This is a genomic window from Dorea sp. MB18-49, from assembly GCF_023669465.1.
Lineage (GTDB): Bacteria > Bacillota > Clostridia > Lachnospirales > Lachnospiraceae > Dorea_A > Dorea_A longicatena.
The window spans coordinates 78,389-93,827 of the sequence record NZ_JAMOYX010000002.1 but is presented as its reverse complement, the minus strand read 5'-3'; the positions used below and the strand labels follow the sequence as shown (position 1 = coordinate 93,827).

The 15,439-nt window shown below is 42.3% G+C and carries 13 protein-coding genes and 1 riboswitch; of the genes, 1 reads left to right on the top strand and 12 read right to left on the bottom strand.

Going from position 1 to position 15,439, the window contains the following annotated elements:
* Positions 1-114 precede the first annotated feature (114 nt).
* The 3 genes from NCY30_RS02235 to tdh all read right to left on the bottom strand — a co-directional run bounded on the left by NCY30_RS02235 (position 115) and on the right by tdh (position 3,948).
* Positions 115-1,503 (bottom strand): aminopeptidase, encoded by a 1,389-nt coding sequence (locus NCY30_RS02235; RefSeq protein ID WP_022415103.1) that lies wholly within the window; start codon positions 1,501-1,503, stop codon positions 115-117.
* A gap of 122 nt (positions 1,504-1,625) precedes the next feature.
* Positions 1,626-2,828, bottom strand: a complete 1,203-nt coding sequence (locus NCY30_RS02230) for a glycine C-acetyltransferase (protein WP_118224548.1) — start codon at positions 2,826-2,828, stop codon at positions 1,626-1,628.
* A 58-nt stretch (positions 2,829-2,886) separates the two neighbouring features.
* Entirely contained in the window at positions 2,887-3,948 is a 1,062-nt protein-coding gene (gene tdh, locus NCY30_RS02225; protein ID WP_022415101.1) for an L-threonine 3-dehydrogenase, read from the bottom strand.
* Positions 3,949-4,228: 280 nt separating this feature from the next.
* Between tdh and sstT the strand changes: the two genes are divergently transcribed.
* Positions 4,229-5,449 carry a serine/threonine transporter SstT gene (gene sstT, locus NCY30_RS02220; RefSeq protein ID WP_022415100.1) on the top strand — a complete coding sequence of 407 codons (1,221 nt, stop codon included), beginning with the start codon at positions 4,229-4,231 and terminating at the stop codon, positions 5,447-5,449.
* A gap of 133 nt (positions 5,450-5,582) precedes the next feature.
* Here the strand turns inward: sstT and grdD are convergent, their stop codons facing one another.
* The 9 genes from grdD to NCY30_RS02175 form a co-directional block, all read right to left on the bottom strand.
* Positions 5,583-6,737, bottom strand: a complete 1,155-nt coding sequence (gene grdD / locus NCY30_RS02215; RefSeq protein WP_250818441.1) for a glycine/sarcosine/betaine reductase complex component C subunit alpha — start codon at positions 6,735-6,737, stop codon at positions 5,583-5,585.
* A gap of 12 nt (positions 6,738-6,749) precedes the next feature.
* Complete coding sequence (gene grdC, locus NCY30_RS02210; protein ID WP_022415098.1) at positions 6,750-8,288, bottom strand: glycine/sarcosine/betaine reductase complex component C subunit beta; 1,539 nt, start codon at positions 8,286-8,288, stop codon at positions 6,750-6,752.
* A 114-nt stretch (positions 8,289-8,402) separates the two neighbouring features.
* On the bottom strand, positions 8,403-8,864 hold the full coding sequence (gene grdA / locus NCY30_RS02205) for a glycine/sarcosine/betaine reductase complex selenoprotein A (RefSeq protein WP_080543115.1): 462 nt from the start codon (positions 8,862-8,864) through the stop codon (positions 8,403-8,405).
* Positions 8,865-8,941: 77 nt separating this feature from the next.
* Positions 8,942-9,259, bottom strand: a complete 318-nt coding sequence (gene trxA, locus NCY30_RS02200) for a thioredoxin TrxA (protein ID WP_022415097.1) — start codon at positions 9,257-9,259, stop codon at positions 8,942-8,944.
* Between the two features lie 55 nt (positions 9,260-9,314).
* Positions 9,315-10,259: a thioredoxin-disulfide reductase gene (trxB, locus tag NCY30_RS02195; protein ID WP_173819317.1), complete on the bottom strand. Its 945-nt coding sequence runs from the start codon at positions 10,257-10,259 to the stop codon at positions 9,315-9,317.
* Positions 10,260-10,291: 32 nt separating this feature from the next.
* A complete protein-coding gene (gene grdB, locus NCY30_RS02190; protein ID WP_161169768.1) occupies positions 10,292-11,602 on the bottom strand; it encodes a glycine reductase complex selenoprotein B in 1,311 nt (436 codons plus the stop codon).
* Between the two features lie 18 nt (positions 11,603-11,620).
* The gene (locus NCY30_RS02185) at positions 11,621-12,901 is read right to left on the bottom strand and encodes a glycine/sarcosine/betaine reductase component B subunit (RefSeq protein ID WP_250818440.1); all 1,281 of its coding nucleotides are present in this window, start codon (positions 12,899-12,901) and stop codon (positions 11,621-11,623) included.
* 72 nt (positions 12,902-12,973) lie between these two features.
* Positions 12,974-13,354: a GrdX family protein gene (locus tag NCY30_RS02180; RefSeq protein WP_006426357.1), complete on the bottom strand. Its 381-nt coding sequence runs from the start codon at positions 13,352-13,354 to the stop codon at positions 12,974-12,976.
* 144 nt (positions 13,355-13,498) lie between these two features.
* Positions 13,499-13,611, bottom strand: a riboswitch (glycine riboswitch).
* A 210-nt stretch (positions 13,612-13,821) separates the two neighbouring features.
* Entirely contained in the window at positions 13,822-15,195 is a 1,374-nt protein-coding gene (locus NCY30_RS02175) for an alanine/glycine:cation symporter family protein (protein ID WP_055181299.1), read from the bottom strand.
* Between the last annotated feature and the right edge of the window lie 244 nt (positions 15,196-15,439).

The following is a 15,439-nucleotide window of genomic DNA, read 5'->3' as shown; positions in this document are numbered from 1 at the left end:
GTTTTCGTCAAGACTTTCACCAATAAATCTGCTGATTTTTCCTGTGTTTTTCAGTCATTGTGCACAATTGTGCTTATTTTCGTACATTCAAGTGCAAATATACGACTTCCTTTTTTAGATATTACGCAAAAACGACTTATATCCTCTGTAAGCCTCGTATACATCTGCCTTACTTGTTACTTCCCATGGTGCATGCATACTTAAGACTGCCACACCACTGTCGATAACTTCCATGCCATAATTTGCCATGATATAAGCAATTGTTCCACCGCCTCCAATGTCGACCTTTCCAAGTTCAGCGAACTGATACGATATATCTTCTGTATTCATCGCACGACGTATTTCTGCCAGATATTCTGCATTGGCATCATTGGAACCACTCTTTCCTCTTGCTCCGGTAAATTTATTGAATACCAGCCCTTTTCCAAAGAATGCCGCACTCCGTTTTTCAAAGGCTTCCGCATACATCGGATCATAAGCTGCGCTTACATCAGAAGAAAGCATTCTGGAATTCTGAAGCGCACGACGTACTTTCAATTCTGATTCCCCTTCTGTAAGAGCTACCAGTTCTGCCACAACATTTTCAAAGAAGCGGGAATGCATACCGGTTGCACCAACACTTCCGATCTCTTCTTTGTCAACCAGGATGCAGCATGAGGTACGCACTGCTTCTTCGACATCCAGCATAGCGAATAATGAGGTAAATGCACACACTCTGTCATCCTGTCCGTAAGCCAGTATCATACTTCTGTCAATTCCACAATCTCTGGCCTTTCCTGCAGGTACGATTTCCAGTTCTGCCGACAGAAAATCTTCCTCTTCCATATCATAATAATCTGTCAGAATCCGCATGACATTGGCTTTTACTGCTTCTTTCTCACTCTCATCCAGTCTTTCTTCTTTCTCAAGCGGGCGGCTTCCGATCAGAAGATCGAGTTTTTCTCCTTCGATCACTACACTTGCTTTCTTTTCCATCTGTTTTCCTGCCAGATGGATCAGAAGATCTGTCACTACAAATACCGGATCCTCTTCTTTCTCTCCGATACTTACTTCCTGTACTGTTCCGTCGGTCTTAACAATCACTCCATGAAGAGCAAGAGGCAATGTCACCCACTGGTATTTCTTAATGCCGCCATAGTAATGCGTATCCAGGTAAGCAAGTTCTTCGTTTTCATATAAAGGATTTTGTTTCACATCAATTCTTGGCGAATCAATATGCGCTCCCAGTATGTTCATACCATTTTCCAGTGGTTCTTTTCCGATCCGGAACATGGCAATACTTTTTCCCATACATACTGCATAGACTTTATCTCCTGTTTTTAAACTTCCTTTGATATCATTCAGGTTACGATACCCCTGCTTTTCAATCTCTTTCACAGTCAGACGGATACATTCTCTCTCCGTCTTTCCTTCATCCAGGCATACTTTATATCTGTCATTGATCTGATCCAGTTCTTTTAACTGTTCCTGTGTGTATGTCTTCCATGCATTTCTTCTTTCCATTGTCAGTCTCTCCTTTCAAGTTTACGCTGTGTTTAGTATAACACAAAAAAGAAAATGGTACGCACCACTTTTCATAAATGCTACGTACCATTTTTTCTCATCTTTTATTTATTTTTATCCGGTTATTTATTTAATCCCATCTCTTCTCTTACTTCAATAAAACATTTTACGATGAAATCAATATCTTCTTTTGTATGGCTTGCACATACCTGTGTACGGATTCTTGCTTTTCCCTTCGGTACAACCGGGTAAGAGAATGCTACAACATATACACCTTTTTCCATCATACGTTTTGCGAATTCTGCTGCTGTCTTCTCATCATAGAGCATAACAGGTACGCATGGATGTGTTCCCGGAATAATATCAAATCCGTTATCTACCAGCTGTTTTCTGTAGTATGCAGTTACCTCTTCCAGGTGATCACGAAGTTCTGTACTCTCCTCCAGCATGTCAAACAGTTCCAGGCTGGCCCCTGCAATTGCCGGTGCCAGAGAGTTAGAGAACAGGTACGGACGGCTTCTCTGTCTTAACAGATCAATGATCTCTTTCCGTCCGGATGTATATCCGCCGGATGCTCCTCCAAGTGCTTTTCCCAATGTTCCGGTAATGATATCCACACGGCCTTCCACACCACAGTACTCTGCTGTTCCACGTCCGGTCTTTCCTACAAATCCGACCGCATGGCTGTCATCAACCATAACCAGTGCGTTATATTTATCAGCCAGATCACATACCCCTTTTAAATTACAGATGATTCCATCCATAGAAAATACGCCATCTGTAGCGATCAGTTTGATTCTTGCTCCGGCTTCGTCTGCTTCTTTTAATTTTGCTTCCAGATCTTCCATATCGTTATTCTTATAGCGGAAACGTTTTGCTTTACACAGACGTACTCCGTCAATGATAGAAGCATGATTCAGTTCATCACTGATGACTGCATCTTCTGCTGTCAGAATTGTCTCGAATAATCCTCCGTTTGCATCAAAGCATGAAGAATAAAGGATCGTATCGTCTGTTCCCAGGAATCCGGAGATCTTTTTCTCCAGTTTCTTATGAATGTCCTGTGTTCCACATATAAAACGTACAGATGCTACTCCGTATCCTTTTTCATCATATGTTCTCTTAGCTGCCTCGATCAGTCTCGGGTTATCCCCCAGTCCAAGGTAGTTATTCGCACACATACAAAGAAGTTCTCTTCCGTCTTCCATCTTCACTCTTGCTCCCTGCGGGGATACAAAAGGTGCCTCTCCTTTGAAAAGCCCGGCTTCTTTGATTCCTTCTACTTCTTTTGTATAAATGCTTAAAATATCGTCTTTACGTGCCATTTTCTCAACCTCTCCATTTTTATTCTGCCTTTTTCCTACTTTGTTCCATGCACTCTTCTTAGTCATTTACATGTGCCCAGTCCAGAATGACTTTTCCCGAATTACCGGAGATCATAGCGTCAAATCCTTTCTGGAAATCTTTGATGTCAAAATGATGTGTGATGATATCTGAGATATCGAGTCCTGCCTGTAACATCGTAGACATCTTGTACCATGTATCCCATACTTTACGTCCATAGATTCCTTTCAGATGTAATCCGTTGAAAATTACTGTCTCAAGATCTACTTTAGCATCTGTTCTCTGTAATCCTAACAGTGCAATGTGTCCGCCGTGCTTCATATTGTGGATCATATCATCCAATGCCACCTGTGATCCGGACATCTCAAGACCGACATCAAATCCTTCTGCCATTCCGATCTCTTTCATGACATCTTTCAGATTCTCTTCTTTTAAGTTAACTGTTCTTGTTGCTCCCAGCTTCTTCGCAAGTTCCAGTCTGTATGGATTCATATCCGTTACCACAACATGTCTTGCACCCGAGAACTTCACGATTGCTGCTGCCATACATCCGATCGGGCCTGCTCCGGCGATCAGCACATCCTCCCCCAGTGCTTCAAAAGAAAGTGCTGTATGTGTTGCATTTCCAAATGGATCAAAGATTGCATACATCTCTTCCGGAATGTTCGGATTACATGGCCATACGTTACTTGACGGAATCACAAGATATTCCGCAAATGCTCCGTTACGGTTCACGCCGACACCTTTCGCATCCTTACAGTTCTCCTTGTGTCCTTCCAGACAGTTACGGCATTTTCCACATGTAATATGTCCTTCACCGGATACCAGATCACCGATCTTGAACCCCTGTACACCTTCCCCTTTTTCTACGATCTCTCCAACATACTCATGACCTGCTGTAAGGCCGATTGGAATCGTATGCTGTGCCCAGTCATTCCACTGATAAATATGTACATCCGTTCCACAGATTGCTGTCTTGTGGATCTTGATCTTCACATCATTCGGTCCTACTTCCGGAATCGGAACACGCTTCATCCACAGTCCTTCCTCCGGTTTTTCCTTTACCAGTGCCCACATCAGACCATCATTATTTAATTGCATATTATATGACCTCCCAAAAACACCATCTCCCCAGATGGCAATCTCTTTATTAACAATGGTTATTATACCACTCTTACTGCATATGCACAACCTCTAAACGATATTTTTTTGTTTAATATGACAATTTTTTCACATACTTTTTCCTTTTTTCTTGTCATTTTGCACCAAAAATAATATTTACTTTCCTGCTCTTTTCCTGTATAATCATAATCATACTTGCGAAAAGCAAAAAAACAAAAGAGAGGGGTGCGGGATTCAAAAAAATCCTGCCAAAAAAACAATGAAAGATTTAATCAAAAAATGGAACAGCATCAGCCTAATCAAACGGATCATCTGCGGATTGATCATTGGTCTGGTTCTTGGTCTTGTTGTTCCGCAGGCATCCGTAATCTCGATTCTCGGAACCATGTTCGTCGGAGCACTGAAAGGAATCGCCCCGCTTCTGGTATTCTTCCTGGTTATGAGTGCACTCTGCCACATGAAGTCTGGTCAGAAGACCAATTTAAAATTTATTATCATTTTGTACATGGTTGGTAACCTTGTATCTGCCTTTGTAGCCGTTATTGCCTGCCGGTTATTCCCGGTAACACTGACCTTTACAGACACTGCTTCTGCTACCGATATCACTCCGCCAAGCGGAATTGCGGAAGTGCTCACCAACCTTTTGAACAATCTCGTTAAGAATCCGGTTGATTCCATTGTCAATGCTAATTATATCGGTATTCTTTTCTGGGCAGTTATTTTTGGAATTGCATTAAAACACGCGAACAAGGGAACAAAAGATGCACTGGAGAACATTTCCGATGCAACGGCGACCGCAGTTCAGTGGATCATCAACTGTGCTCCGTTCGGTATCATGGGACTGATCTTCTCTACGATTTCAGAACAGGGACTGGATGCATTACTTTCTTATGGAAAGTTAATCCTCGTTCTGGTTGGAAGTATGGCTGTTGTTATCTTCATTATCAATCCGGTCATTGTATTTATTTTCACAAAACAGAACCCATTTCCACTGGTATTTACCTGTCTGAAAGGAAGCTTTATCACAGCATTCTTCACCAGAAGTTCTGCTGCCAATATTCCGGTTAATATGGAACTTTGTAAGAAACTTGGTCTGGACGAAGATACCTACTCTATTTCCATTCCACTTGGAGCTACGATCAACATGGCAGGGGCTGCGATCACAATCTCTGTAATGGCTTTATCTACCGCTCATACACTGGATATCCATGTAGATTTTCTTACATCGATCATTCTCTGTGTACTTGCTGCATTAAGTGCCGCAGGTGCTTCCGGAGTTGCCGGCGGATCTCTTCTTCTTATCCCTATGGCCTGCAGCCTCTTCGGTGTACCGAATGATGTTGCCATGCAGGCTGTCGGTGTTGGATTTATCATCGGAGTTATCCAGGATTCCTGTGAGACAGGCCTCAATTCTTCATCCGATGTACTTTATACAGCCATTGCTGATATCCGTGAAAAGAGACTTCGCGGTCGGAAATAATACATAGAAGCTGCCACTGGCAGCTTCTATTCCATATTAAAAAATACCGGGAGTGGAAGAATCTTTCTATTGATTCTTCCACTCCCGTATTTATTCTTATTTTTTCACTCAAACCATTGGATTCCGTTATCCTTTAATTGATATATCCTGCCTTTTTAAGCTCCTCTTCTGCCTTTGCAAGATTCGCATCAGACACACGGATAATCGGTCCTGTACAGCCCATTCCGCTCTCTGCATAGATGTTCTGCTTCCACAGTACTTTCACCGCATCTTCCAGATCCATAACTTCTATTCCCGCAATCTGGGATGTCACGATCTCTTTTGGCGGAGCCTTTACTTCTATGGCTTCCGATGCCGGTTTCGACATCTGTTTTCTTGCCGCCAGAATATCTTTTAAACCGGCTTTGTCTGCTGCTACAAATTCTTTCTTTGCGATCTCAAATACTTTACTTTTTACCAGCTCCGCCGCATAACGGATTGCGCCTGCGATCACCGGTGCTCCTGACGCCCTGGATACAATCATAACCAACTGTTCATAACCTTCCCCGACACCAGGGCCATAACCATATCCGGATGCTTCAAAGCTGCCTCCTGTTGTGTAAGAAGATAACATCTTCACCATGATATTTCCGGTCAGCGAATCACATACCATAATGTCCGGTGTTCCCTGCAGTACATCATTTCCACGCATTACACACCCCCCGTCAGCTCTTGCTGATTCAGCAAACGTAATGTCGTATCCGTTTTTCTCAAGTTCTTTTAATGCCATCTCCGTCTGGCGTGCACCATCCACATTCAGGATTCCCACTGTCGGATGCTCCTTACCACACGCCTTTGCAGCTATGATTCCATAGATTGTATTTTTGATCATTCCTTCTATACGGTCTGAACTGGAAGTTCCGGTTGTATTGGCAATGAACATCTCTCTTCCCTTCGCCGGAGTCACAACACGTCCAACCGTCGATACACCAATCGGGAATGGGAAATGCATCGTTACTGCACCGTCTACTTCATGCGATGCAAGCATTTCTTCCATCTTCTTATGACCGTCTTCATCATCTGTTACCTTCACGGTAGTAATGCCATCTGCTTCCAGTGTTCCGATATAATATACGTCAATTCCATCTTTTGCTGCCATCTTTGCGGCTTCCATGGCATTCTCTTCTCCATGTTCGCTACCCATTCCGGTCAGTGCAATCCTCGGTTTCTTTCCAAAGTTTCCGGTCTCCAGACCTTCTGCCATCTGCAGAAATGTGTCTGCAATGATTTTTTCAATCTTATCTGCCATCCTGCACACCCCCTATTCAGCCATCAGGGTTGCTGCAAATTCTTTCATCGCCTTTGCGATCAGTCCCTTTACTTCTTCCTCAGATACACCGGCAGCTTCTTCCTGTACAGCTGCTGTATTGCCATGAATAACGAATGATACCCCATCGAAAAGGTTCGTCATACGTCCAAGGAACAGGCTTCCTTTTCCGATGATCATTGCATTCTTAATCTTTCCATCCAGAATGTCTTCTCTTGCAAATCCTACATATGGGACACCGGAAGGAATGTGACCCTGTGTCGGTGCCCATCCGGTCAGGCCATGTTCTTTTGTAAAGTTTGCAAGTTCTTTTCTGTCCAGCTCGCCTCTCTTAACAGCCAGTGCACCGATCATCTTATAATTGGCAAGCGGTACATCTCCTGCTCCTGCCGGTTTTGTGATATCCGGATTCTGCATCTCCGGTGAGAATTTATCGATATCCGTAATTTTCATTCCTGCACGGTCAAGCGGGTCTGCTACCAGGCTTCCGATTACATTCTGCGGTGCAGAACCGGTTCCCACACTGTGGCGTCCAAGCATTCCGAGATCGATCTCCGGATTCACTCCGTCATTCTCAGATACAACAACTGCAAATCCTCCCAGGCAGTCTTCCAGGATCGGAAGGCCTTTCTTTACATGATCTTTTCCGTTCATACCAAGTTTTGCAGTACAGCCTCCTGCTGTAACGACAACCGTCTTATACGCGCCTGCTTTTACCAGTGCGGCTGCCTCGATCAGTGCATGTGTCGGTGCTGCACAGAATCCTCTGGCATCTGATCCGGTTGCATTGACAAGACCTGCCACCTCTGCTGCCGCCTTCGCAAAGTTACCGCCGCCTCTTTGGTTCATATCTCCACAAGCTTCTTCCGCACAGTCAATTACATATTCAACATCTGATTTCTCAATTCCTGCATTCTTCACAGCATAGAGAAGGGCAAGTACACTGGAAGCCTTGCTCATAAGATTTTCATGCATAACATGAGAAGACAGGTTCACATCAATGTCATGTGCCGGTTTTACACAGCCCACTAACTGATGCTCAAAATATAATGGTTCCGCATGATCTTCGCTGATCAGCGTTTCGATCTCAGAAAGTTCCACCCCTTCATGGATTTTTTCAACTATGTCATCAGAGATTACCGGATCTTTGGCAAATGTTTCTTTATATTTTTCAACAAATGCTTTGTCCAGTCTCACTACTTCGAACATATCACATGCCTGTACCAGAAGCAAGAATTCTTCTTCCGGCATGATCTCTCCATATTTTCCGTAACGTTCTGCCCCTTCTTTTTTCTTGTCATAATACGGGAATTCTATTTCGGCAAGTTCATCCGGATGTGCATTACCGATATAAGTCTGGTTCGGCCAGTAAGACACTGCCTCTTCATAAGAACGGAGATGCTCCGGTACTGCTTTTAAATATTCCGAATCTGGATTCACAACTCTTTCTGTTGTCTGTGTTGTTCCGTTGTATAAAACCATATCTGGTGTATGTACTAATACATAACTTGCCCCTTTAATTACACTGTTCATTGGTTATCCACCTTTCCATTTACCTCAAAATAAATACCCTGAAATTTAGAAAAAGGACAGTCCCTGTAGGAACACAACGGACCTGTCCTTTTCATTCGTATGAGAAACTTCGGACTATAACTGATCTCTGATAGCCTGCATCTCTGAAACGATATCATCAACATCTAATACCATTTCCATCATGCCTACCTGCTCATCATAAACCGCTTCGTCAAACTCTGCTTTCATCTCTGGTTCGCATACGTGATATACCGTGAGTCCAAGCTGGACCCCTGTCAATGGACCTGCGAAAGTAGGATCGCCTAAAGTTACAGTCTCAGCTGCAAGACCTGCAGCCTCTCCTTCTGCTGCACCAAGAACCACTACTAAGTTCTCTGCACCATATTCTTCAGCGAATTCTTTTACTCTCTTCTGGTTTTCCAGATCCATTGCGCCTGCGCTCGTTCAGACGAAACATTCCGTAGATGAGAATACGATCTCAGCACCTGCAGTTTTTACACATTCTGCGATAGCCGGTCCCGGAATTCCATCACGGTCTCCGATAATTATTGCTTTTTTCCCTTCTAAAATAGCCATAATTACGATCTCCTTTCTTTTTTATTTAAACCTTATCAAGGTCATTCATCTATGATTTAGAAATTACCTCTCGAGAATCAGATATATTTCTTAATCATTGCTTCAATTGCTTCAGCTGTACAGTCATCTTTTACCAGCTCTTCTACTTTTTCCCCGTCTTTATAGATTGCCATTACAGGAAGTCCAAGAACTTTCTGGGCAATTGCAAGACGGCGTGCTTTTGTTGTATTTAACGATGTGAATTTGAGCTTGTCCCCATAAGTATCTGCAAATTCATGTACCTTCGGCATCAGTGCCTGACAAGGAACACATCCATCTCCATAAAAGTCAACAAATACATAACCTTCTGCTTTTAATACTTCTTCTTCAAACGTAGTCTTATCTACATCTATCATGTCATTTTTCCTCCTTTTTTTATTATAATGACCCGGTTAAATTCCGGAGTTTCTCCTAAAAATAATCTGACATGCTGCGTTCGACCTGAACAGCTGCGATCGCACCATCTGCTGCCGCTGTTACCACCTGACGCAGGCTCTTTACACGTACATCTCCTGCTGCATATACACCCGGAATATTGGTATGCATATCAGCATCCGTCTTAATGTACCCTCTTTCATCCATGTCAATGACGCCTTCAAAGATCTTTGTATTCGGAACCGTTCCGATAAATCCGAACAGCCCGAACATTCCGTCTTCCGGATCTGCTTCGACTTTTGTTACTTCTCCGGTCTTAACATTCTTCACATACATTGCCTGAAGGATGTCGTCACCTTCCAGTTCTTCTACGACACTGTCCCACATAAAGAAAAGCTTCGGATTCTTAAATGCTTTTTCCTGAATTGATTTTGCAGCCCGCAGTTCATCTCTTCTGTGAATGATCGTAACTTTTCTTGCGAATTTTGTCAGATACATAGCCTCTTCTACCGCGGAATCCCCACCGCCGACTACATATACTTCAAAATCTTCAAAGAAGTTCGCATCACATGTTGCACAATACGAAACACCTTTTCCTCTGAACTGTCCTTCTCCCTTGCATCCAATTGATCTTGCATGTGCACCGGTAGCAATGATCACATTCTTAGCACGGTATTCATTTTTTTCACTTTTCAGAATTTTTACATCGCCTTCCAGTTCTACCTCTTTGATCATATCCGATACTCTTTTGGCCCCGAATTTTTCGGCCTGCTTCGTCATCCTTGCGATCAGGGAAGGTCCTGACTCCCCTTCTACGATCTGTCCAGGATAATTCTCAATCTCATCTGTGATTGCAATCTGTCCGCCATCCTGTCCTTTTTCAATGATCAGAACATTCAGCCGGCTTCTCCCTGCATACAGTCCCGCTGCCAAACCAGCAGGACCTGCACCAAGGATGATAACGTCATAAATCTCACTCATTTTACGTTATATCTCCTTTATTTTTACATGTATTACTCGAAAATGGTCTGTCCGTCAACTTCTGTTGTCAAAGCTTTCAATGCTTTTTCTACGATCTGACGGCGTAATTTCTTTTCTTCTTCCTTATCCAGTGCCGGATTACCAAGTGGATGTGGAATTGCAACTGCCGGTACGATTCTGTTTGCACCAACTGTCATAGAAATCGGAGTGACTGTACAAATATGTACAACAGGAATTCCTGCTCTTTCGATTTCTTTTACCATCGTTGCACCGCAACGAGTACAGGTACCTCAGGTAGAGGTAAGGATTACTGCATCTACTCCGTCGGCTTTTAATTTCTGTGAATATTCTGCTGCAAATGCTTTCGCAGATGCTACAGATGTTCCGTTTCCTACGGTTGCATAGAACAGATGATGAAGCGATCCGATCACACCTTCTTTTTCCATATCGCGAAGAACATCTACCGGAAGTACACGGTCCGGATCTTCATTCGCATATACCGGATCATATCCGCCATGTGCAGTCTCATATGTCTCTTCTGTAAGATCTGTAACTCCTGTAATATCATACTCTCCATAGTGAGAAGCACTTGAACTTTCTATGTGGTCCGGGTTTCCCTTTGGAACGATACCACCGGAAGTAACCAGGGCAATCTTCGCATGTGCAAGATCCTTCACTGCCGGATTTGGTTCTACTCTGTCAAAATTCGGCATCGGATATTCTGTTACATATGGCTTGTCATTCAATTTCTTGATCAGCATCTTAACCGCACGTTTGGATCCTCTTTCTTTTTCGAAGAAGTTTACACGTACACCATTTGGGATATATCCTTCTTCTGCAGATGAACCGATTTTTTCTCCTTTTGCCAGTTTCACTGCCAACGGAGCAAGTTTCTTCACTGCATCCCTCATACCTGCCGCACTGTTCTTTGTTGAGATCATGTAGACATCATTCTTGAACATATCTGCTCCAGGGTTTTCTACATACATACCTGTAACTGCAGGAATTCCAAGTTCCTCCTGAACAGCTGCCGCAATTGTACCGCAAGCCACACCATAACGTCCTGCATTGAATGCCGGTCCTGCAATAAATACATCCGGTGCCTGCTCTTTTACCATTGCAAGAATATCTGCTTTTGCTTTTTCAAGGTTCTCATTGAAGTAAGAATCTCCGCAAATAACTGTTGCAATAATCTCTGCTTCATCTTTAAAATTCTGTGTCAGTGCCAGACCAGGTCCTACAACTTCCCCAACACGAATTTCTGCAGGATAGTCTGCTTTTTCCTCTCCACCAATCTGTGCAAAGAACTGGTTGATATAATGAACTACTTTTATCTTAGACATATTCTTATCCTCCCTCTTCTATCTTGCACTCAGTTTATTGAAACCTGTCTCATTTGTTGCACCTGTGATTACCTGAAGTTCTACTTCCAGAGATCCGTCCTCACGCAGTGTCTCTTCACTTGCTCCGGCAATCTTTGTCACATAATCCAAAGTTCCAATTACTTTATCAAGTTTTGGCAGGATAACAACTTCATTTGCATTACCACCTGTTACAACCGCATCTGCTGCCACATCTGCGTCCGCAAGAGACTGTGATTTTCCATCACGTCCGGCATACTCATCTGTAATAATTACAGTCTTGATGCCTTCTGCTTCGACCTTCTTACAGTTCATAATAAGGTCTGTATCCGGATTACCAAATCCTTCCTGTGATACGATAACGCCATCCAGATCTAACATCTTACACAGTTTTGCTGTCCAGTCAGAAGATCTTTCTTTATCTGCAAGGTATACATTTTCATTTGTAATGATCTGACATACAAAGTTCAGTGTCTTTCCATGTTCTTCAAACAGATCATGAACAACCGGATTATTCTCATGTACATATGTAGGATTCTTATCACATGCAGATACACAGTTACCGGAGACGATTGCTCCGTCCATGATCTCTGTAGGACTTAAGATTGTAGGAAGTGTCTTCTTTGCATCCACTCCGTATACATAAGTGTCATGTAAGAGTCCCTGGCTTTGAAGCATCTGGACATATGCAACTCTCGGAAGATCCGGATACTGTGTGATTCCTTCTTTGATACCGCATGTCTCATACACTTTTGTCTCATCTGGTGTAAGCTCACGCGCTAATTCCCCAATGTAAGCTGCTACCCGGAATCCGGCAAACCGGACTGCTTTTTCATATTCATGCTGCTTGATACCTTCTACAGGTTCACATACCATAACCAGATTCAATGTCTTGGAAAATGGTGTGTAATCAGCTCCCGGTCCGGTCATGTCAATGATACCTTCCTGGAAACCGACGATTCTTCCTGCTGTTACAACAGCCATTCCTTTTAATGCATATGTCTTTCCAGAACCAACGGTATCAACTTTTGAAATAATTCCCGGGAATACCCCGCCTTTTCCCTCAACTTTTACTCTTGGTTCGATCACATCTTTTACCGGTGTGATTCTTACTGATTCTCCTGGTTTCGCAATATCAAAAGTGACTGTTTTGATATGCTCATCTTCCAATGCTACCGCTTTTACAGCTCCTTTATCTACATACAGGATTCCATCTTCAATCTTTGATGTATCCGCAAACTGGATATCCTTAATGTAAATATTCCCCATTTCTAATCTCACGATCTTTTCCTCCTTTTTTCATCTTCTTTTATAAAACGCTACCCGTTTTACAACCTCTTTTATCACTGTCTTCTACCAGACATCCGCAGACGCCAGTCCGCTCTCTAATAAAGTCCAGTCAACCAATTGAAAATCCTTATAAACTTCTTCTTTGTAATACTTACTTTTATCTTGAAATTTCTGACATACCAGAATCGCATTTTCAATCAATCTGACAGATTCCCCATCCACCTTCTCCTTTCTCTCAGATATCAGCACAGATTTGTACGGTGTTTCCTTTGGTTTTACACTTCCTGATAATGGATGTGTCAATAATCTGTGACCTTCGTAAATTCTGTCCCTTACTACCTTCAGAAGTTCTTCATAAGAGAGTTCCAGATAGATTACCTCATGTGTATCATCCAGCCTGGATCGTACAAGCGGATTATTTGTGATCACCATATACTTACTCATTCATGTCCATCCTCTCTTATGTTATTTCAACCAGCCTTAGAAAATAAAAAGGACGTTCCACGCCAGTTACTGCGTTCAAACGTCCTTTTCTGTCTTTCGTCCTGTTAAATCTAATTCCCCTTACAGTACAAGATTCAGAATGTAGTCCCTTTCTCCGTCCTTTTGCCTGAAAGTTTCGTCCGGTTTTTCTCCATTTTTTTCGATACCGGTTTGCCTCTTCGGCGGCTGCCCTGGCAGCTCTCTCTTGAGAAATATCATCCCACTCTTCTTTTCAGTTATAGAAAATTTTTATATCATTTATTTTCTTCCTCTATATTACATCATTGTTACTTATATTGCAATACTTTATCTTTTTTTATCTTTTTTTAGTTGTTTTGAACAATTATGTAATCTGCTTTTTGTATATTTTTCTATTTTCCCTCCGTTTTTCGTTTTCACTTATTCATTATTCACAAAGTCTTTTTTCTTTATTTTACTTTTTTATTTTTTAAGAAATTATGATAGTAATCGTCATGCAATTCTTTCATCTGGCTGCTCAGGAAGAACAATGCAAGAATATTAGGAATTACCATCAATGAATTGAAACAGTCTGCCATATTCCATACCAGATCAACCTGTGCAAGTGAACCTAACAATACACAGAGCGAAACCAGAACCGCATACGGCTTTACTGCCTTTTTTCCAAATAAATATTTCACATTGGCCTGCCCAAAGAAATACCAGCCAATAATCGTCGAAAATGCGAAAAAGAACATACAGATTGCAATAAATACATTACCGAATTTTCCGAATACACTCGAAAATGCATACTGGCTGAGTGCTGTACCTGTAAGCCCTGTCGGAATCGACTGTGTTGTAATAATCACCAGTGCCGTCAGATTCAGAATTACAAAGGTATCAATGAATACACCGATCATTGCTACAAATCCCTGCTCTACCGGATGTTCTACTTTCGCTACCGCATGTGCGTGAGGCGTCGATCCCATACCTGCTTCATTCGAGAACAGTCCTCTTGCCACACCTTTTGTGAGTGCAAGCTTTACCGTTGCTCCCACTGCTCCGCCACTGACTGCAGACGGTTTAAAAGCACCTACAACGATAGAATAAAATGCATATGGGATTTCTTTAAAGTTTGCAAAGATTACAATCAGTGATCCGATAATATAAAAACATGCCATGATTGGAACAATCGTCTCTGTAACTTTTGCAATTCTGGAAATTCCTCCGACAAATACAAACAATGCGATAGCCGCTATAATGATCCCCACCACTATCTGTGGTATACCAAATGCAGTATGAAATGCTGACGCTATCGAGTTGGACTGTACCGCATTTCCCATAAATCCCAGTGCAAAAATAATCAGAACAGAAAAGACAGCTGCCAGGATTTTTCCAAAAGTACCTTTGAAAGCCGCCTGGATATAATAAACCGGTCCGCCTGTTACATGCCCGTCTTTTCCTACATGCTTATATTTCTGAGCCATAATAGCTTCTCCGAAAATGGTCGCCATTCCAAGAAATGCCGCAATCCACATCCAGAAAATCGCTCCCGGTCCGCCTATTGCCAATGCTGTTGCCGCTCCTGCAATATTCCCCGTTCCTACCTGTGCTGCAATAGCCGTTGCAAGTGCCTGAAATGATGACATACCGTCTTTTCCCGCCGTTCCTTTTTTCGAAAACAGTCCGCCAAACGTTCTTTTCCACCCGGCCTTAAATCCACGTATCTGGATAAATCCGAGCCGGATCGTAAATATAACACCTCCTCCTAACAGCAGAATGATCAAAATATAATCTGCCAGATAATGCTGAATCAGTAATACGATATTATTCAGTTTATCCAAAGTCTTTCCTCCTTACTTATAGATTTTACGAATAATGAATTAAGTCTTTTCTATAAATATACTCTTTCATTTATTTTAAATCAATATTTTATTTTATTTTTTATTTTTTTGTACATTATGCACAAATCAATTTCTACATACCTGCATATATAAAAAAAGACCGTGAAACCGCCATGCATGCACTTTGGCATACATAGCCGATTCCACGGTCTCTTGTTTTATCTCTTATGCTTCAATTTTCTGA

Coding starts and splice junctions, on each gene's coding strand:
- NCY30_RS02235 (WP_022415103.1), bottom strand. CDS start 1,503: ATGGAAAGAAGAAATGCATGGAAGACATACACACAGGAACAGTTAAAA.
- NCY30_RS02230 (WP_118224548.1), bottom strand. CDS start 2,828: ATGGCACGTAAAGACGATATTTTAAGCATTTATACAAAAGAAGTAGAA.
- tdh (WP_022415101.1), bottom strand. CDS start 3,948: ATGCAATTAAATAATGATGGTCTGATGTGGGCACTGGTAAAGGAAAAA.
- sstT (WP_022415100.1), top strand. CDS start 4,229: ATGAAAGATTTAATCAAAAAATGGAACAGCATCAGCCTAATCAAACGG.
- grdD (WP_250818441.1), bottom strand. CDS start 6,737: ATGGCAGATAAGATTGAAAAAATCATTGCAGACACATTTCTGCAGATG.
- grdC (WP_022415098.1), bottom strand. CDS start 8,288: ATGAACAGTGTAATTAAAGGGGCAAGTTATGTATTAGTACATACACCA.
- trxA (WP_022415097.1), bottom strand. CDS start 9,259: ATGATAGATGTAGATAAGACTACGTTTGAAGAAGAAGTATTAAAAGCA.
- trxB (WP_173819317.1), bottom strand. CDS start 10,259: ATGAGTGAGATTTATGACGTTATCATCCTTGGTGCAGGTCCTGCTGGT.
- NCY30_RS02180 (WP_006426357.1), bottom strand. CDS start 13,354: ATGAGTAAGTATATGGTGATCACAAATAATCCGCTTGTACGATCCAGG.